The following is a 19,799-nucleotide window of genomic DNA, read 5'->3' on the forward strand; positions in this document are numbered from 1 at the left end:
TCTTACGGGAGTTAGTTTTTGTTGTTTGAGCTGTACCCCAAATGCTAGACAAAATAGAAGTCTACACTAAAGAAGTATCGCCTATATAGAGAACATAAGCTACACGAATCACAAGTAGAATCGCTAAAACTAAAATTACAGAACCTGAAAATAGTTCTACTTTTACCCTAAAACTAGGGGTAGCAAAGCGTTTAGAAATAAAGTTAACCATTACCGCTAAACAAAACCACCAAGCTAAACCAATAAATACTGATAAAGCTCCTAGAATTACAAATTGCTCACCAATTGGCATAGCAATATCTGCACGTAAAAATTGTGGTAATGTACTTACAATAAAGATAAACGCTTTAGGATTTAAGATATTAACTAAGAAACCTTTAGTGCAACAACCCCAGTTTGACAACTCTTCTTTTTTATCTAATTTATAAATTGAGAGATCTGAGTCTTCACCACCATTCTTTAATTTCTTGAGATGGAGGTATTCTGTGATTGATGATCTTAAAATATTTACTGCTAAGTAAATTAAGAAGAAAGCACCGAGGATTTGCACACCACGGAATACTAAAGGATAAGTAGTAAAGAAAGTAATAGCGCCAATATAAGTTAAGAGTACATGCACAGCTATCCCTGTTTGTACCCCAATACCAGCACATATACCATAACTACGTTTCTTTAAAGAAATCGAACTAATATATACAAAATCTGGACCAGGTAACACTACCGCAATAAAGGTAAACATTGACCAGGCTAAAATAATATCAAAGCCCATTTACTTAACTCCACTTTGTGGTCTAATCGAACTTTATTTTTATAATTGATCTTTTACTTAAAAACTTTAGCCCCGTTTGTTAAAACAAGAACTTTATTTTAAATTACACAGATGTTAAGCTAATTTTAACTGAACTATAGAGCTAAGAAAAAAGCTTAATACATCTCAATAAACCACCAAGCTAAGTGAACAAACAGCGCTCCCGCTATAATTAATAAGCAAACGCCTCCAACCAACTCTAGTTTGATTCTAAAACTTGCAGAGGAGAATTTGTCAGCTAAATAGCTTACTAAAAAGGCTACAACTGTCCAGTGGATTATCCCTAAAGCTAAATTAACCGCATAGAGAATAAACATTTGCAGATCTAAACTAAAACTTTCACTAGCATCTACAAACTGCGGTAAAACAGTCGCCATAAAAATAAAGCATTTTGGATTAAGCAGATTAGTAAATAATCCAAGGCGGTAAGCTTTAAAGCCGGACATGCTATTAGCTGCTTGAATTTGGATATCTTTATCAATTTGCGCTAAGTCCTTACCTTCTACTTTAGCTTGAGCGTATAAGTTATTTAACTCACGACGTCGCTTAAGCGCCGAAGATAAAATTAAATAGGCAATATAAAGCAAATAGCACGAACCAATAAACTGAATTATCTCAAATAACGTATAGTTGTAAGTTGCAATTGCTATTGAGAAAAAATAGGATACGATAGAATGGGTAAGTACCCCTGTTTGTAAACCTAAGGCAGTTAACAAACCTAAACGGCGTGAACGTAAGCTTACAGAGGAAATACAAAAGAAATCCGGTCCAGGTAAGGCATTACCAACCATAACTACGAGTATCCAAGTGGATAATAATTCGTATGACATACACTAATAAAAAATGACGCACATAGTAAATTATGTGCGCTCTTGAGCTGTTGTTGCGTTTAAAAGCATTAAAGCTTGTTTAACATCAGCATTAGTTAAATTTAAACTGGTTAAAATTTCTTTATAATTTTGTGAAGCTCTGGAACCAACAACTTTTAATTGTTTGGTAAAAATATTAGCTTTTCCTTCAATTTGGACAGTTAAGCTAATTGCTTTGGCAATTACTTGCGCTTTATCTTCAGTTGTTAGCATAGCTAGAGAATCATGAATGATGTTTCTCGCTAAATTACTACTTACAATACATTGTTGCAGTAAAGCAATGTGGTGAGTTAATACTGCATCAGAGATTTTGTAGTTATTAGTTATTGCTTTAGTATAAATTTCGATAAAGCTAGCATCTAAATATTTTTTATCTGCAAATTGCGTGGTTAAAGTGTAAACAGCTTGTAAACTTGAGCCTCTAAAGTCGTCTTTGGCAGGTTTTAATTTTTGAAAGTAAATAATAAATAAGCCTGCAATTATAGCTATTACAATAACTAGACTAATTAATATTGGCATAAACCTTTTCCGTATTACCCTTTAAGGTAACTACTTTTTAATAAAAATTCATTGTAAATCTGTTCGTGATTAACTTCTCTATTATATATCATTTTCAACAAGATCAAAAGAAAAAAGATCACCCATAAGGATGATCTTTTTTCTCGTTAGGGCAAACTACAGTAATTACTATCTACCCTATAACTAATCTGCTATTGTTAATACTCAAACTACAAAATAGTCTGTTACTTAATTTAGCATTTAACTTATCACTAATAGCTTTTAAATTATCTTAGAGATTTGCTATCTTAATGCATAATTAATAGCTCGACAAGTTATTATTTATAGCTCAACTAAGTTATAGCTCAACTAAGAAGCGCGCTAAAGTTTGTAAACCTCTACCTGTAGCTCCAAATGCTAAATTAGGACCACCACGACGGTTAAAGGTACTTGAAGCATCAATGTGTAACCAACCTTTTTGGTAATCTTCCACAAAGTAAGATAAGAACGCAGCCGCTGTTGAAGCTCCAGCGCTTTGCGTTACAGAGCCAGTATTGCTAATAGTTGCATAAGGACTCGTAATTTGACTACGGTGGAATTCTGCTAAAGGTAAGCGCCAGAATAACTCACGAGTTTGCTCTGCAGCACTAAATACTTTAGCAACTAATTGATCATCAAAGCTTAGTAAGCTATGGTAATCAGTTCCTACAGCTACTTTAGCAGCACCTGTTAAAGTTGCAGCATCTAGGATAACTTCAGGACGTCTACCATTATTTGCGCTTGAAGCTAAGATTAATGAATCAGCCAGAACTAAACGACCTTCAGCATCAGTATTATCAACTGCTGCAGTTACACCATTTGGGTAAGAGATTACATCACCCACACGGAAAGCATTTGAGCTTACCATGTTTTCCGCACAACTTAAGAATAGTTTTACACGTTTATTTAAACCAGAAGCAATTGCTAAAGCTAAACTCGTAGTCATTAAAGCAGCGCCACCCATATCTGAACGCATAGTTGACATAGCATCACTTGGTTTCAATGAGTAACCACCTGTATCGTATGTAATACCTTTACCTACTAAAGCAGCTACTACAGGCTCTTCAGGATTACCAGATGGATTGTAGTCTACTTCAACTAAACAAGGTTTGTTTTGCGAACCACGTCCTACAGTATAAGTACCTACAAAACCACGTTCAAGTAATTGCTCAAATTTAGTAACATTTACCGTTAATGCTTGCTCTTTACCAACACTAGCAGCTGACTCTTGTAAGCGAGCTACAGCTTTTTCTGCAAGTTTTTCCGGAGTTAAAGTTTCAGCATGCTCGTTAATTAAGTCACGCAAAAAGTTCATATGTCCATTTACACGGGCAAAATCTTCTTTTACCGCTTCCGGAACTGTAAAACTTTTTGCGTCACGATTATCAAGACGTGGGGCATAGAAACCTTGCGCAAATGCTAAAGTTGCGCGTAAACAAAACTCTTCAGGAAGTTCAAACTCTTTAAAGTTTGATTGACGACAAGTACGACCTAATTTCTGAAATAAATCAATTCTTTCATCAACTGATGGTTTTTCAAATTCCCCTGAAGCATTCTTTTTACCTACGTATACAGTATAAGACTGTTCATTTTCGGTTAAAGTTAAAACAGGGTTTACTCCATTTGCATAGTCAGGCACTGGAGCTTTTACAATTTTAATTTGTACCATGGGGTAATATCCTTAAAAACTTTTTAAATCTCTTCATTTATTTTACCCCTAGTTTTTAAAAAAGTCTTTAGTTTTAATAAAGCAAAAGGTCTGGAGTTTCCTCCAGACCTTTTAGGTTAATTAATTTAACAATTAATTATTGACCTTTAACAGCTTTACGACCTAAGAACGGTGCTTTGTCACCTAATTGTTCTTCGATACGGATTAATTGGTTGTATTTAGCAACACGGTCAGAACGGCTCATTGAACCAGTTTTGATTTGACCAGCAGCAGTACCTACAGCTAAGTCTGCAATTGTTGCATCTTCAGTTTCACCTGAACGGTGAGAAATTACAGCTGTATAACCTGCTTCTTTAGCCATACGGATAGCTGCTAAAGTTTCAGTTAATGAACCGATTTGGTTGAATTTAATTAGGATTGAGTTAGCAATACCTTTCTCAATACCTTCTTTTAAGATTCTAGTGTTAGTTACGAATAAATCGTCACCAACTAATTGGATGCGGTTACCTAATTTTTCAGTTTGGTAAGCCCAACCAGCCCAATCAGATTCATCTTGACCATCTTCGATAGAGATGATTGGGTATTCTTCTGTTAATTGCGCTAAGTAATCAGTGAACTCGTGAGAAGTGAATACTTTACCTTCACCTTTTAACTCATAAGTACCTTTTTCTTTGTTGTAGAACTCAGAAGAAGCACAGTCCATAGCTAAAGTAATGTCTTGACCTAAAACATAACCAGCTTTTTCAACAGCTTCTTTAATACATGCTAAAGCTTCAGCGTTTGAACCTAAGTTAGGAGCGAAACCACCTTCATCACCTACAGCTGTATTTAAACCACGTGCTTTTAATACTTTAGCTAAGTTATGGAATACTTCAGCACCCATACGTAAAGCTTCTTTAATGTTTTTCGCACCAACTGGTTGAATCATGAATTCTTGAATATCAACGTTGTTATCAGCGTGCTCACCACCATTTAAGATGTTCATCATAGGTAATGGCATAGAGTAAACGCCTGGAGTACCGTTTAATTCAGCAATGTGTGCATATAAAGGTTGTTTTTTGCTTGCAGCAGCTGCTTTTGCGTTAGCTAAAGATACAGCTAGGATAGCATTTGCACCTAAGTTTGTTTTAAAATCAGTGCCATCTAAATCTAACATTTTTTGGTCAACTTCAGCTTGATTTAAAGCATCTAAACCAACTAATGCTGGAGCGATAATATCGTTTACGTTAGAAACAGCTTTTAAAACACCTTTACCTAAGAAACGTGCTTTATCACCATCACGTAATTCTAAAGCTTCACGAGAACCTGTTGAAGCACCTGATGGAGCAGCAGCTAAACCAACTGAACCGTCAGCTAAATGAACTTCAGCTTCTACTGTTGGGTTACCACGTGAATCGATAATTTCTCTACCAATGATTTTTACAATTTTAGAAGACATAATTAAACCTTAATTTAATTTGAACTTAAAACTTATTCTCAGGTAACGCAAGCATCTACTCCCAATGTAGATAACAACATGAGAATAAGCATTCAGTGTTGTATTAATTGGCATTATTATACTCTAAATGTGAAGTTTTTGCTAAAAATTCACAAGCACTTCACAAAAATCCTGCCTTTTCTTCTAGCTATAAAATTGCTCAATTTATCATACTAAAGCGTCTTATTCTATAATTTTCTAGAAAAAGAGGCTAATTAGAGAAAAAAGTTTTTGCAAAAATAAACTCTTACACTGATAATTTTTTAGGCAAAACCTTCTAAACTAGTCAACTAATAACATTCAATTATCATGCTCCTCGACTAGATTTTTTAAAGAAAATAACCCCTACAAATTGCAAGAGAACCAAGTAACAAATTGAAAGTATAGTAAACTCAAATACTAGTTATAGTTAGTTCATCATATAGTAAAGATAGACTCATCGCAAGATCATAGTAATGATCATAATAAGCTTTATACAAGTAGCAAAAATTTTAAAAAATTTAAGAGAAAAAGTCCTACGTAAAACTACGTAGGACTTTTCTCTTAATATTATTTTTTACGATTTTCAATGCTTGCACGAATGAAGTCAATGAATAGAGGTTGACCTTCTCTTGGAGTAGAAGTAAACTCTGGGTGACATTGACAAGCAATAAACCATGGGTGATCTTTTAATTCGATCGCTTCAACTAAACCGTGGTGTTCTGAAGTACCTGCAACTACCATACCATGCTCTTCTAAAGTTGGTACGTATTTTGAGTTAACTTCATAACGGTGACGGTGACGCTCTACCATGTTACCGTGGTAAAGATCGTAGATACGTGTACCTTTTTGTAATTCGATCTTATTTGCACCTAAACGCATAGTACCGCCAAGCTCTTCTAGGGTACCAGTTTTAAGTACATCAACACCCCACTCAGAAATTAAACCAATTACTGGGTTAGAAGTGCTTGTATCAAATTCAGTTGAGTTAGCATCAGCAAAACCACATACGTGACGAGCAAATTCAATTACTGCTACTTGCATACCTAAACAAATACCGAAGTAAGGTACTTTGTTTTCACGTGCATATTGTGCAGCTAGAATTTTACCTTCAACACCACGATTACCAAAACCACCTGGTACAAGGATACCATCGTAGCCAGCTAACATTTCAGCAGCACCACGAGCTTGTACAGTTTCAGAATCAACATAGTGGATATTTACTTTAGCACGATTGAATAAACCAGCATGTTTTAATGCTTCGTTTACTGATTTGTAAGCATCTGGTAATTCTACATATTTACCAACTAAAGCAATATTTACTTCAGTTTTAGGATTAGCTTCCTTGAAGATTACCTCTTCCCACTCACTTAAATCAGCAGGTTTAACATTTAAATTAAATCTTGAACATAAAAGATCATCTAAACCTTGATCTGATAATAGACCAGGGATTTTATAGATAGAATCAACATCTTTCATGCTAATTACTGCACGCTCTTCTACGTTACAGAATAAAGCGATTTTCTTACGCTCATTAACTGGTAAAGCAATTGTTGAACGGCAGATTAAAATATCTGGTTGGATACCAATACTTAAAAGTTCTTTAACTGAGTGTTGTGTTGGTTTAGTTTTTACTTCACCCGCTGTAGGTAAGTAAGGAGCTAATGATAAGTGAACAAAAGCTGTATTTTGACGACCAACACGAATTGATAATTGACGTAAAGCTTCTAAGAATGGTAAAGACTCTATATCACCAACAGTACCACCCACTTCTACAAGTGCAACTTGGTGTCCTTTAGCTGCAGCTAGTACTTTTTCTTGGATTTCATTAGTAATATGAGGGATTACTTGAATTGTATGTCCTAAATAATCACCACGGCGTTCTTTACGTAAAACGTCTGAGTAAACACGACCAGTAGTAAAGTTATTTAGTTTAGACATTTTAGTACGAATGAACCTTTCATAGTGACCTAAGTCTAGATCGGTCTCTGCACCATCTTCAGTTACAAATACTTCACCATGTTGAGTTGGACTCATAGTACCAGGATCCACGTTAATATAAGGATCCATTTTTAACATGGTTACGTCAACTCCACGAGATTCTAGTAGAGCAGCAATAGATGCAGCAGCAACACCTTTACCTAAAGATGAAACAACCCCACCTGTAATAAAGATAAATTTGGTTTGGAATTCTGAAGACATAATGTATAAATTATCCGATTTTTATAGAAAAAAAAATAAATTGCCTGTTCAAGCAATAAATGATTTTTCATCGATAACTGTGTCGTTTTAACCCGACATTTTATTTCTCCAGTATTATATCATTTTTCAATCACAAAAGAATTAAAATTTTATGCAAGCTAACTTTGGAACTAAGGATTTAGCTCAACTCTTTCTTAGTCAGTTCCCAAGTTTATCCGCCAAGATTTTTGTCCTTTAGTAGCTCTATTTTCCCAAAGATATAACTAAACTTGTGGTGTAAGTAGAACAAAAAACTACTAATTTTAACTAATTTAAGAACTATCTCCTTTAAAAAGTTAAACTTTGCTTCTATATTAATAAAGATTTGTCAAAGTAACGTTTTCAAAGTAACAAAAAGTAGTTAAGCTTAAAAAGTATACTAAAGAATTTAGATTAGTAGGAAATCACAGAATGTAATTATCTATTGTCCAGCTAATGATTAAACATCTAAAGATTAAAGTTAATAATTGGCAAGCTAGCAATTGTAATTTTTAATTTCTTATAGATTTATAATTGCACTACTTATAGACTTATAGTTGTACTACTTATAGATTTATGATTGTACTAATAAGTATCTTGCTCAATTTTTAACTAAATAGCATTACATTCTTTAGCTTAAAGACTTAGTAAATCTATAGGTTTTATTACTAAAAACCTCTCCTTTTCTATAAAAGAACAGATTTATTTTATCTCTTTAGTTGCAATTATAACTCTTAATATTCCTTTAGTTAAGTAATTTAGTCCTACTTTTTCCTAAAGCTCACTGCAGGAGTTACTCCTACTTTGCGTTTGTTTTATCTAAAATATTTCTCTTTCTTCTATATAATAGTTTCATTACAAGCAAATATATCCAAATAACACTTTACAAATCTTTTTCGCACTTTTGATGAAATAACTAGGACTTCTTACCCCCTAATTCGGTAGTAAAACTAGTATGTTTTTATGTTTAATTTTAGACTGTACCTATGGAGGCGTACTCTATTGCTAGAGACGTGAAAAGCTTACATGAGATTTCTAAAACGTTGGAGTCTAACTAGATTTCCTTGGTTTCTTTTATTTATTGTTGCCGTAGCAGGAAATGCTTTTGCTTATATCTTACAAGAATATTACAATATTCTTCCTTGCTATAACTGCGTGGTTTCTCGCTATTACCTTGCTGGTGTTGGTTTAGCGGGGCTACTTGGTTTCCTTGCTCCAAAAAACTTTGTTATTCGTTTCCTAGCTATTCTTTTATTTATTTATAGTTCTGTGCTAGGAATTGTAAATGGCTTTGAACATTTAAATATTATTTCTTCTTATCAAAATAATCCATTTAATCTTGGCGCTAGCTGCCCACTATATTTTGAAAAACTCTGGGGCTTACCACAAGAGTACATTCCACAGTTTTTTACACCAATAAGTAATTGTGAAAGTGGAGGTCCTGAATACTGTGGTCTAAATCTTGTACAATGGACTCTAGTATTCTTTATCGGTTTAGCTATCACCTCGATTTTAGTTTTATTAAGCCAATTCTTTGCTCCATATAAAAGTACAGGTTTAAAAACCAATAAGTCTTTTAGCATGAGAGGCTAAGACATTTGCAAAGCAAAAAGCACGATTTTATATCGTGCTTTTTCTTTGTAAATATCAAAAACAAATTACTAATTAGCATATAATATTAGCATAATCGGAATTTACTCACAGTTATGTCAGAAATTAAATTAATTGTTGCTTTAAATAACCCAGGAAGAGAATACGAAGAGACTCGCCACAACGCTGGCAAATGGGTTATGGATGCCTTATTGAAAGAATATAATGCTTCTTTACATCCAGAGAAAAAATTCTTTGGTGATGTTGGAGAAATCAATATCAATGGCAAGCGAGTTCGTCTTCTTTGTCCAACTACATTCATGAACCTTTCAGGTAAAGCTGTAGAACCTATGATGCACTTTTATGGCATTAAACCTGAAGAGGTATTAGTTATTCATGATGAAATGGCTTTAGACGTAGGTACTTGCCGCTTTAAATTTGCTGGTGGTCATGCTGGTCACAACGGTTTACGCGACATTCACCGTTTTGCTGGTGATAAATACTGGCGTTTACGTATTGGTATAGCTCACCCACAAGATAAAACTAAAGTTACAGGTCACGTACTTGGTAAACCTACAGCGCAAGAAAGAGATTTAAACCAACAAGCGGTTGCCAAAGCTGTACAAGGAATTGAAAGTATTTTCAAAATCGGCTTAGAAAAGACGATGAATACCTTTAATCAAAAATAGCAGAAAAAGATTATATCTAGTATAATTACAGGGTCAATTTTTTAATTTAAATTTAAGGAATATTCATGGGTTTTAGATGTGGGATTGTAGGATTACCTAACGTAGGTAAATCTACTTTATTCAATGCCTTAACTAAAGCAGGAATCCAAGCAGAAAACTATCCTTTCTGTACTATTGAACCAAATACTGGTATCGTACCTATGCCAGATCCACGCCTCAATGTTTTACAAGATATTGTAAAAACAGAAAGAGTTATCCCTACTACAATGGAATTTGTTGATATTGCCGGTTTAGTAGCAGGTGCTTCAAAAGGTGAAGGACTAGGTAACAAATTCTTAGCAAACATTCGTGAAACAGAAGCAATTGGTCACGTTGTACGTTGCTTCGAAAACGATGATATTATTCACGTTAATGGTCGTATTGATCCATTAGATGATATTGATACTATTAACACAGAATTAGTTTTAGCAGACTTAGACGTATGTGAAAAAGCAAGTCAACGTTTAGCTAAACGTGTTAAAGGTAACGATAAAGATGCTAAAGCAGAATTAGAAGTAATTGAAAAATGTTTAGCAGCTTTAACTGAAGGCAAGTCACTACGTACAATTGGTTTAGATGACGATGAGCAAAAACTTATTAAAAGTTATAGCTTCTTAACTTTAAAACCAGTTATGTACATTGCTAACGTTAATGAAGATGGTTTTGAAAACAATCCTTACCTTGAAAAAGTACAAGCATTAGCTGACTCTGAAGGTTCGGTTGTTGTACCAATCTGTGCAGCTATTGAAGCGGAAATTGCACAACTAGACGAAGAAGAGAAAAATGCTTTCTTAGCAGATTTAGGTCTAGAAGAATCAGGTCTTGACCGTGTAATTCGCGCTGGTTATAAACTATTAAAATTACAAACTTACTTTACTGCTGGAGTTAAAGAAGTTCGCGCTTGGACTATCCCAGTAGGCGCAACTGCTCCTCAAGCTGCAGGTGTAATCCACACAGACTTTGAACGTGGTTTTATCCGTGCAGAAGTTACAGCTTACGATGACTTTGTTGCATGTAATGGTGAACAAGGTGCTAAAGAAAAAGGTAAGTTACGTCTTGAAGGTAAAGAATATATTGTTCAAGATGGTGATGTAATGCACTTTAGATTTAACGTATAATTTTTACGTTTTAAATGTTAATAAAGCAGGAGTTAGACTCCTGCTTTATTACTTATTATCTTGTATTATCTTGAAATGACTCTAGTAGCATAAGCATACCTAGCATACCTAGCATACCTAGCATACCTAGCATACCTAAATAATCCCCCAAAAGAGATTAAGCAACAACTAGTTTTTAATTTTCTTTTCTCGCCTTATATTCTGCAATAAAATCACTATCAACAAATGCAGATAATCCCTCGTCATCTACCCTTCTATCAATTACAAATTGCTTACTATCAAGTAAATCAATATCTAAGTCTTTTTCAATCTTAGCAATAATTGGCGCATAGATGTTCTTATAAATTAAAGTGGCTGCTTGAGGTTGAAAGATATTCTCCTGAATAAATTTGTCAGGATTTACTAGAATTTCACGGAATTGTTGAGAAATCTCTGTACGTTTATTTACTTGGTAGAGTAGCATAGCTTTTGGATTAAAGTAAGCTAAATCTTCGTCAATATCCCCCCAATATACAGGAATACATCCAGCCTCTAAACAAATTGCAATATTTTCTGAAACTACACTATGTAAGTTTATAAACTCTGGACAGAGATTAAAGGTAAAATTCTGCAAATATGCAATTTTATCTCCCTGATACTGCTCTTGTAAACGTAAATCATTGCGTCCAAAATTGCCTGCAAATTTTAAAGGTAAGTGTTTTAAATATGGATCTATCCCTGCCATAAATTTAAACACTTTTATTGAACCTTGCGCAAAAAAGACATTATCTTTGTTGATTACACATCCTAAAAACTCTTTACGGTTAAAAGGATTAGCTTTACGTAAAGCTTCAAGTTCATTTATTTTTGCTTGAATCTCAGCAATAGTTGGCATTAAGCCAAATAGTCTTAAACACCAAGCTGGTAAACGATAGTAATTAGCACATGGTAAACGTTTAACAGTTTCTTGACCTAAGCATAGGTCAACCTTATCCATAAGATAGTCTGAAAAATCACGCGCAGGTGCTCTTAACATCACCGTAACTGGAGAAAAGCATACGCGGTAAGTATTTTCTCTATCACTATTTGCAAAATGCTGGTCTAATTCGTGTAAGCGATATCTTGGTAGTCCTTGCTTGCTACGAGTTAAAAATGGAAAATAAAGTTCAAGATTCTTATTTAACTTTACTTTCTCTAAGCTCGCTAAAGCAAAACTATCAGGTTGATTAAAAGTCTTAATATACATTTTGCCCTCAATCTAGGCTTTAATAAAGTATTGCTACCTTTAAGCACTAGTATGTTTAATTCGTTATTCTTTTTTTAAGTTCATCTCACCTTAAAAAAAATTGTAGATTAGCGATTTTACTTTTAGCCTAGCTAGAAAGCTATTGGCAAGCTAGGCGCAATTAAGTACAAAAAAATTAGAAGGAGTGATGAGCTCCTTCTAATTATATCTTAATTCTGCTGCGCTAGCATATTTTGCAGGTCAGCAATTATTTCTTCTTGTGAGTACTTATACCAATCCACCGTCCAGACTCTTTCTAACTTCCAACCTAAACGACGCATTACCATTTGCCTTAAACGATCACGGTCACGAGCCGATTTTGCTGAAGTATATACTTGTCCATCGGTTTCTAACCCTAGGATATATGAATTATCACCTTTACGGGCAAATGCCATTTCTAGGCTATAACTCGAAGTACCTAGATTAGTTACCAGATTGTATCTTTGATCTAAACGTGAAGATAAAGTATTAGCAATATAATCTGCAGTTGATAATTTACGTTCAACTTGTGGAGTTTGTTCTTTTTCTAATACTCCCGTTTGCGCGTATTGTAAGAATAAACGTAAATCATTTACCCCTGAATTATTTGCTTCACTACGTTTTTCCACATCTTGGTAAGTAAATGAACTATAAAGCTCCATACGCTTTTTACTACGCGTAAAGAGAACGTTAAGACGTTTACTACCAGCAGCTCCATTAATAGGACCAAATCTTTGTGGTAAACGAGCGCCAACTTTTGGAGGAGCATAAGTACAACTAATAATTATTACATCACGCTCATCACCTTGAACATTTTCCAAGTTCTTAATAAATACAGGTTCAACCGTATTTTCATAAGTTTGGTAAGTTGCAAAGGCTTGAGGGTGCTGTTCTAATAATTTATCAAACTCTCGTTTAACTAGGGTAGCTTGTCTTTGGTTCATCGCTACAACCCCAAGAGTTTCGTTTGCATGCTCTTCTAAATGCGTGATCATAGCACGAGCAACAATTTTAGCTTCAATTGGATTACCACGTTTATAGTCAAACGTACCTTCAACTTGATTGAACTGTACCCCATAGTCAGGGTGCTGTGCATAAGGAGAAGGGAAAGTAACTAACTTACTACCATAATATTGTTGGTTAGAAAAAGCAATTAACGATTCATGACGTGAACGATAGTGCCAACGTAAAACACGCGTTGGGAACATAGTCGTTGCTACATCTAGAATTGATTTAGCTGTTTGCGTAATTAACAAGCTTTCGTCATCTTTGCTAGAGTTATTCGCACTAGCGAAGAAACTTGTTGGTGGTAATTGTTTTGGATCCCCAACAATAACTACTTGTTTACTACGTGCAATCGCACCTAAAGCATCTTCAGGAGTAACCTGAGAAGCCTCATCCATGATCATTATGTCAAAATCTAATAATCCCGGAGTTAAGAACTGCGCTACTGAGGCAGGAGACATCATAAAGCAAGGCTTAATTGCTTGTAAAGAATTACCTGCTCTAAAAATAATATCTCTTAGACTTGCACGCATATTCTTGTGATTCGCGACATAACGGAGTAGCGCCATCTCTGTAAGCTCTGAAGCACGTTTTGCTTCAACCCCTGGAATAACCTGCGTATTAGAGTCAATGGCAAAGGCAATATTTTGACGTTGTAAAACTTTTAAGTTCTCATCAGCAAGATCAAATTTTTCAATTGTTGCATTATGGCTTATCGAAGAGAAGTCGCGTAAAATTGGTGCGCGCTCTACTACTTTCCACGCTAAATAATTGAAAAATACTTGCGAGAACATATTAGCTAATTGATCAACGTTTAAATTACTAATTTGCTCTGCATAATGACTAATTTTTTCAATACCTAAGTCTTTTAAACTTTGGGTTGCTTTGAGATAGTCAATCCACTCAATTAAGCCATCGGCACAATCAAGAGCTAATTGGTTGCGTACGATTAAGTCTAATAAACTATTGGTACTTTCACCAATCCATAAACTATCGTTTAGTTTAGTTAAAGCAATAAAGTCCGCAAACCAAGCACGTGCATTTTTAATGCTATTGCTTAACTCTGCCATTTGACTTTGAGCTTGAATAAAGTCAACAAAGCTATTGAAAGCGCCAAACATTGCTAAAATACCACGCGAAGTAATATTTAAACTTGCAACTTTTTCATTTTGACTTTGTTGCATACGAGCAATACGTAATACTTCTTTTAAGTTAAGACCAACTTGGGAAGTTTTTTGTAAGTCAGTAACTTGTTCTAAGTTACCCGCAATTGCACGCATGTTCGAAGCTTTTAACTCTCCTAAAAGACGAGATAAACCAATAAACTGGTGAGCTATATACCAAGTATTTGCTACGTACATTAAACGAGGTTTTTCTTGGAATAAGCGCTGACGTAGATTAGGATTTGTTGTACTTGAAACAATGTAAGAATGCAAGTCGCTTAACGCAACATCATAACTTAACATTTGCTCTAAATCTTGATCGCTAATTAAACCTGAAGTAAAACGTTTTTCACGATTTACTTGTTCATGGAAGAGGGCAATCCCGTCTTGTAAAATTATTTGTAAATCTACTGCCTTGTAGTTAGTACGTACTAAACGCGAAACAATTTTTACTTCCGGAATGAGTAACTCCAACAGATTACTTAACTGACTATAGTCTAATACTGGCATATATAAGTAAGAGTTAACCTCTTCAGCAGCTTCGCGCAGACGATTAAAGTCATTGGCAATAGTGCGACCTATCTCCACAATTGCGAAAAACTCTTTTTCGTCCAATAAATAGCCAAGTACAGGACTGATTTGTGAATTGTTTAACTCATTACGACAGTAATCTACAACTTTATTTGACCAGTCGCATAGGATACGAATGTTATCTAAATTAGTATCAGCACCTTGATAAAGATCCCCAAAGAAATCTTTAAAAATTTGCGAATTCTCTAATAAGCGTAACTTCGCATAATAAGAGTCAATACGCGCTAAAATACGCTCAACCGCGATATCGTCATAATCAACACCTCTTGTTAGTAAGAGTAAACGACGACGTGCATTTTTATAGCGACTATCAAAGAAGCGCATGAAAAAGTTCGGTTTGTTTATAAGCGCTTTACGCATCTCAACGAACTCTTCATATGAAGCTAAATGACCTAAGTCAAAATCCATTTGTAAAGAGGCAATTTCATATCTTAACTGATTTAGTGATTCAGTTAGCTCTTCAAAATTTGTCTCTAGAATTGGACTTAAATAATTTATATTACGGTACTTAACTAAATGCGAAGGTAGCTCACTTAGTAAATTAGCTAACTCAACTAGTTGTTGGTAATTTAACTCAAAAGTACCTGCTACTTTGGTAGTTAAATAGTTAACAAACTCAGTTGCGGATTTCAGATTTTCTCCGTCACGTTTTAAGTATTTCTCAACGCTAACCACAAAATTATTTAGTTGCGTTAGATTACCACTATCACGAATATACTCGCTTAGTAGCGGTAAATGTTTAATTACATGCGTAAATAAACGCTCGATCTCGCGATTAGCTAATAAACGTTGGCGTTCGATATTAGAGTAGTGTTTATTACGTAACTCTGGAATGAGATTTACTGCACTAAAATCAACTTCACCTTGACTTGCTTCTTTTTGCGCAATAATACTTTCAAAGTAATTGTAGTTAAATAATCCTTGTCCTTGAGAGGCTCCAAAACTTAAATATCTTTCTAGATGTTCCAGATCATGCTGTAAATTATTAAACAGTGAAGCTACATCTAAAGGATTACTTAAAAGTTGACGCAGTAAAGGTAAGTCAATAAACTCGCTAACATTCTCTAATGGTAAACTCGCAAAACTTTGCGCAAAAATATCTAAAGCTAATAAGTCTAGATGCGCAAGTTCAAGATCTTGTGCCTCAGCGCCACTAGGTGGTAACTCACCAGAAGATACTAAAACACTTGGATCCATTTGGTGTTGACGTAAAAGATTTTGCACAAAATCTTTTATTTCAATTAAACTTTTTTGCCATTGGTGTAAGCTTTGAATTACACGGCTCGCGTCAAAAGAGTTTAACTCTTGTGAAGTTACACCATACCATAAGTGATCACAAATACGTAGATCACTATATTTTGGATCATTCGGGTTAATTGAATTGTTACGTTTAAAATTATTAATAAGCTGCGGTTGTTCATGACGGGCAAGTTCATCAGCCTTGGCAACTATTGCCATGATTGGATCTTGTTCTTGTTGCGTCTGACGTAAATATCGAGCCTGTTGAATTAAGGCTATGCGTAGCTTACTAATAATAGTGGTAAAGCTATTTAACTCAACAATGATATTGTTGTAGTTATCACGTGTAAAAAACTTTGAAGCCAAGTTTTGATCTTCAACAGTTTCTTTGGCAAATAAGCCAAAACCACCATTTACAAAGTTAAATTGCTTATAGTAACCAGCTGCTGCTAAAATCTCTTGGTAGTTAAAACCAGAATCTAAGTAAGGAGTACTAATTTGCTCGGCGTAAGCATTAAGTTTTTCCTTATATTGCTCATACTGGGCAATGGCATTAGGTAAACCCTCTGGGTAAGTATACTTACCTAGAGTATCCAATCTTTGCGCAATTGATTCAAAAACCTCTTTTTTTGCAATATGGTTATCGTGTAAGTCTAAGCAAAAGTCTCCAAGACCAAGATCTATTAAACGGCGATGAACTCCCTCAAGAGCTGCAAATTTTTCCGCAATAAAAAGAACTTTCTTCCCTTGCTTCATAGCTGCCGCGATCATATTAGTAATCGTTTGTGACTTACCTGATCCCGGAGGTCCTTCAATAACAAGGTTTTTACCTTGAATTACATCGATTAAAGCCGAGTGTTGAGAAGAATCAGCTTCCGCAACTAATGGATAGATATCGTGAATATGTTCAATCTTATCAATTTCATATTCAGTATTTTCAACACCTACCGCTAATTCTTTATTACCAGTATTTTCATTAAAGAGCTGGTTAATGAGTTCATGTTGCTCTAATTTTGCATGCTGTGGCCATTCATCTGGATTTAAATCCAGATACATTCTTTGTTTAGCAAACTGATAAGTCGCTAAAAATGCCTGTTCATGTAGAGCAAAGGTAAATTTTTGCTTAGTAAGACAGTCTTTTACTAAATTAAAGTAATCTTTAAAGTCATAAGTATCATCATTTTTGACTTTACTTAATTGAACTTCTAACTCTTCTAAGCTAAAGATTGAAGCTAGACCTTGGTTAACTCTTTCTTTTTCTTGTAAAAGATTTTCTTTAATGTTTATTTTTGGTAAATAAACATTAAAGTCTTTTTTAAGTTTCTCGGCAAAAGAAACGTTTTCAATAATATCTTCACCAGTGTAAGAAAGAACTACTTGGGTACGACGACTTGAGTTACGGTAAGTAATACTTACTGGAATAAGATAGAGTGGCGCAAAGCTATTAGTTTTTTCAGCATCCAGATACTCAACTAAACCTATAGTTAAGTAAAGAATACCAGCACCTATCTCTTTAATTGACTTCTGGTTATTGCTAGAAAAGTTTTCTAACTGTTTTAAACCTTTAGATTCCCAAGCTAATGCTTGAAGTAGATTTGTCTTAGCTAAAGCAAAATTTGGATTTTTACTTTCTTCAATCCCTAATTCAGAGCTTTCTAAACTCAAAGCAAAGCTTGCATAACTCGCAAGATTAATCGATTTTTCTAAAATCTCTGGGATTAAAGCATCGTAATCACGATTTCTTAAGTAAGTTTCTCTTGCCTCACTATTAGTTAGAAGTAAAGGCATGATTACTTCTGGAGTTAAAGGTTCACCTTGTAAATATGGTAATAAAGAATTACGAGAATTACCTGTTTCTGAAGCTAAACTCTCTTCATTCTCTAACGCTTCATCATGATCTAAATCCGCGAACTCTTGTTCCTCAACTGAAAGCTCAATCGCATCTTCTCCAGCAAACACTTTATCTAATTCATGGAGGCTAATTTGCTTAGTAACTAAATTATTCTCTGTTTGCTGAACAGACTGAGATTGGCTTGGCAAATTCTGGTCTTGATTTGCATCAGCAAGTTGCACAAGACCTTGATTTGTCGTTGCAGAGTTTGAAGTAGATTGTTCACTCTCAGAACTTGCAACCCTCTCTGAACTTGCAACCATAGCTGCGAGAACGTTTTCGCGCGCATATTTATTTTTGTTTAAATCAGCATTTAACTGTGGATGTAACCAAACAAATCTCTCACGTTCAGCAATCTCTCCGTTAACTATTCCATAAACATGTAAACGTTCAGGATTAGCTTGAAGCCAATCTAAATATGCAACAAAATCTTTAAACTTGAGACGTGGAAAAAGTTGAATAGAATACTCTTTACTGCTTGAAAATTTCTTTACCAGCTCAAGTAAATTTACATCAGCCAAAGTAAGAGCTCTACTCTCTTGGAAATTGATTAGACGATTCGATCTAGTTAAATTAATTAGGCGATTTCTTACTTCTTCTAAAGAAGTAAACTCAAATCTCCCAAACGAACGATCATCTTCTAGATTAGGAACGAAATTATTTTCATTCGTCATAGATATACGCAAAAAAGTAATAAAAAGAGTTAAAAATTTATTAAATTTATTTCTAAAAAACTCTTAAACAAAGGAGAATTAACAAAAAGTATTTCTTATTTTATCACGTAAAAAACTTTTGAATTTAAAGATTTTTATGATAAATATTTAATAGTCACTAGATACAATTATATCATTTAGGACAAGATATCACCTAAGACATACACATAAAAAATAGTTTATCTACCCCGCATATTGGTACTATAGCAAATATAATTGCTACTAAAGCAAAGATAACCGTATGTTGGCATAAATGAATTGAGGACTAACACCGTTAGTTGCAGTCTAACTACGACCTGACTTTAGATTAGCAGCTCAACCTTAGATTATTTTTTACCTTAAATTAAATTTCGGATTCCTACTTCAATCCAAAAACAAGGATTCCTCATGCTAATAAAGCACTATATAGAAAACCCACATAAGCAAAACATAGGTAAAAAAATAAGTGCACCTCAAAAGGCAAATTTTAGGCATAAAAAAAAGAGTTACTTTCGTAACTCATTTTTTTGATCAACAATATAAACTTTCAAGGATTTTTGACATGTCAAAAAACTTCAATTTAACACAATGTATTAAATTAAAATGGCAGGGGAGGTGAGGGTCGAACTCACAACTTTCGGTTTTGGAGACCGATGCTCTGCCAATTGAACTACTCCCCTACAAAAGCTAAAATGGTGGGCGGTACTGGGCTCGAACCAGTGACCCCCTGCTTGTAAGGCAGGTGCTCTCCCAACTGAGCTAACCGCCCATCTTAGAAAAAATTAATTTGGCGATGACCTACTCTCACATGGGGAGACCCCACACTACCATCGGCGCTACGACGTTTCACTTCTGAGTTCGGCATGGGATCAGGTGGTACCATCGTGCTAATGTCGCCAAAATCGGCTAATTTAATAACAAACTTTTATTTGAATATATTCTTGAGTGATCTTGCTTTGCGTTTTCTTTACAACTACTTA

The 19,799-nt window shown here is 34.6% G+C and carries 11 protein-coding genes, 2 tRNA genes and 1 rRNA gene; 3 read left to right on the forward strand and 11 right to left on the reverse strand.

What is annotated here, in order from left to right:
- Nucleotides 1-61: 61 nt before the first annotated feature.
- From CKF54_RS02475 to CKF54_RS02500, 6 genes are all read right to left on the reverse strand, one after another.
- Nucleotides 62-769 carry a LysE family translocator gene (locus tag CKF54_RS02475; RefSeq protein WP_119524707.1) on the reverse strand — a complete coding sequence of 236 codons (708 nt, stop codon included), beginning with the start codon at nt 767-769 and terminating at the stop codon, nt 62-64.
- 155 nt (nt 770-924) lie between these two features.
- Nucleotides 925-1,638, reverse strand: a complete 714-nt coding sequence (locus CKF54_RS02480) for a LysE family translocator (RefSeq protein WP_119524708.1) — start codon at nt 1,636-1,638, stop codon at nt 925-927.
- A gap of 30 nt (nt 1,639-1,668) precedes the next feature.
- Nucleotides 1,669-2,196 carry a hypothetical protein gene (locus tag CKF54_RS02485; protein WP_119524709.1) on the reverse strand — a complete coding sequence of 176 codons (528 nt, stop codon included), beginning with the start codon at nt 2,194-2,196 and terminating at the stop codon, nt 1,669-1,671.
- Nucleotides 2,197-2,533: 337 nt separating this feature from the next.
- Nucleotides 2,534-3,883: an aminopeptidase PepB gene (gene pepB / locus CKF54_RS02490; protein WP_119524710.1), complete on the reverse strand. Its 1,350-nt coding sequence runs from the start codon at nt 3,881-3,883 to the stop codon at nt 2,534-2,536.
- 136 nt (nt 3,884-4,019) lie between these two features.
- Complete coding sequence (gene eno, locus CKF54_RS02495) at nt 4,020-5,321, reverse strand: phosphopyruvate hydratase (RefSeq protein ID WP_119524711.1); 1,302 nt, start codon at nt 5,319-5,321, stop codon at nt 4,020-4,022.
- Between the two features lie 588 nt (nt 5,322-5,909).
- Nucleotides 5,910-7,541 carry a CTP synthase gene (locus CKF54_RS02500; protein WP_119524712.1) on the reverse strand — a complete coding sequence of 544 codons (1,632 nt, stop codon included), beginning with the start codon at nt 7,539-7,541 and terminating at the stop codon, nt 5,910-5,912.
- 1,044 nt (nt 7,542-8,585) lie between these two features.
- Here CKF54_RS02500 and CKF54_RS02505 point away from each other — a divergent pair.
- The 3 genes from CKF54_RS02505 (at nt 8,586) to ychF (ending at nt 10,995) form a co-directional block, all read left to right on the forward strand.
- Entirely contained in the window at nt 8,586-9,152 is a 567-nt protein-coding gene (locus tag CKF54_RS02505) for a disulfide bond formation protein B (RefSeq protein ID WP_119524713.1), read from the forward strand.
- Nucleotides 9,153-9,265: 113 nt separating this feature from the next.
- Nucleotides 9,266-9,838: an aminoacyl-tRNA hydrolase gene (pth, locus tag CKF54_RS02510; protein ID WP_119524714.1), complete on the forward strand. Its 573-nt coding sequence runs from the start codon at nt 9,266-9,268 to the stop codon at nt 9,836-9,838.
- Between the two features lie 65 nt (nt 9,839-9,903).
- Entirely contained in the window at nt 9,904-10,995 is a 1,092-nt protein-coding gene (gene ychF, locus CKF54_RS02515; RefSeq protein WP_119524715.1) for a redox-regulated ATPase YchF, read from the forward strand.
- A 175-nt stretch (nt 10,996-11,170) separates the two neighbouring features.
- Here ychF and CKF54_RS02520 read toward each other — a convergent pair whose 3' ends face one another.
- The 5 genes from CKF54_RS02520 to rrf all read right to left on the reverse strand — a co-directional run bounded on the left by CKF54_RS02520 (nt 11,171) and on the right by rrf (nt 19,720).
- Nucleotides 11,171-12,220: a hypothetical protein gene (locus CKF54_RS02520; protein WP_119524716.1), complete on the reverse strand. Its 1,050-nt coding sequence runs from the start codon at nt 12,218-12,220 to the stop codon at nt 11,171-11,173.
- A gap of 209 nt (nt 12,221-12,429) precedes the next feature.
- Complete coding sequence (locus CKF54_RS02525) at nt 12,430-18,801, reverse strand: AAA domain-containing protein (protein WP_119524717.1); 6,372 nt, start codon at nt 18,799-18,801, stop codon at nt 12,430-12,432.
- A gap of 622 nt (nt 18,802-19,423) precedes the next feature.
- Nucleotides 19,424-19,499: transfer RNA gene (locus CKF54_RS02530), tRNA-Trp, on the reverse strand.
- Nucleotides 19,500-19,512: 13 nt separating this feature from the next.
- A tRNA-Val gene (locus CKF54_RS02535) sits at nt 19,513-19,588 on the reverse strand.
- A 16-nt stretch (nt 19,589-19,604) separates the two neighbouring features.
- Nucleotides 19,605-19,720: ribosomal RNA gene (gene rrf / locus CKF54_RS02540) — 5S ribosomal RNA — on the reverse strand.
- Nucleotides 19,721-19,799 lie beyond the last annotated feature (79 nt).

Origin of the sequence: Psittacicella hinzii (assembly GCF_003585885.1) — a bacterium.
In the GTDB taxonomy this organism is placed as follows: domain Bacteria; phylum Pseudomonadota; class Gammaproteobacteria; order Enterobacterales; family Psittacicellaceae; genus Psittacicella.

Coding starts and splice junctions, on each gene's coding strand:
- CKF54_RS02485 (WP_119524709.1), bottom strand. CDS start 2,196: ATGCCAATATTAATTAGTCTAGTTATTGTAATAGCTATAATTGCAGGC.
- eno (WP_119524711.1), bottom strand. CDS start 5,321: ATGTCTTCTAAAATTGTAAAAATCATTGGTAGAGAAATTATCGATTCA.
- CKF54_RS02480 (WP_119524708.1), bottom strand. CDS start 1,638: ATGTCATACGAATTATTATCCACTTGGATACTCGTAGTTATGGTTGGT.
- CKF54_RS02525 (WP_119524717.1), bottom strand. CDS start 18,801: ATGACGAATGAAAATAATTTCGTTCCTAATCTAGAAGATGATCGTTCG.
- ychF (WP_119524715.1), top strand. CDS start 9,904: ATGGGTTTTAGATGTGGGATTGTAGGATTACCTAACGTAGGTAAATCT.
- pth (WP_119524714.1), top strand. CDS start 9,266: ATGTCAGAAATTAAATTAATTGTTGCTTTAAATAACCCAGGAAGAGAA.
- CKF54_RS02505 (WP_119524713.1), top strand. CDS start 8,586: ATGAGATTTCTAAAACGTTGGAGTCTAACTAGATTTCCTTGGTTTCTT.
- CKF54_RS02520 (WP_119524716.1), bottom strand. CDS start 12,220: ATGTATATTAAGACTTTTAATCAACCTGATAGTTTTGCTTTAGCGAGC.
- pepB (WP_119524710.1), bottom strand. CDS start 3,883: ATGGTACAAATTAAAATTGTAAAAGCTCCAGTGCCTGACTATGCAAAT.
- CKF54_RS02500 (WP_119524712.1), bottom strand. CDS start 7,541: ATGTCTTCAGAATTCCAAACCAAATTTATCTTTATTACAGGTGGGGTT.
- CKF54_RS02475 (WP_119524707.1), bottom strand. CDS start 769: ATGGGCTTTGATATTATTTTAGCCTGGTCAATGTTTACCTTTATTGCG.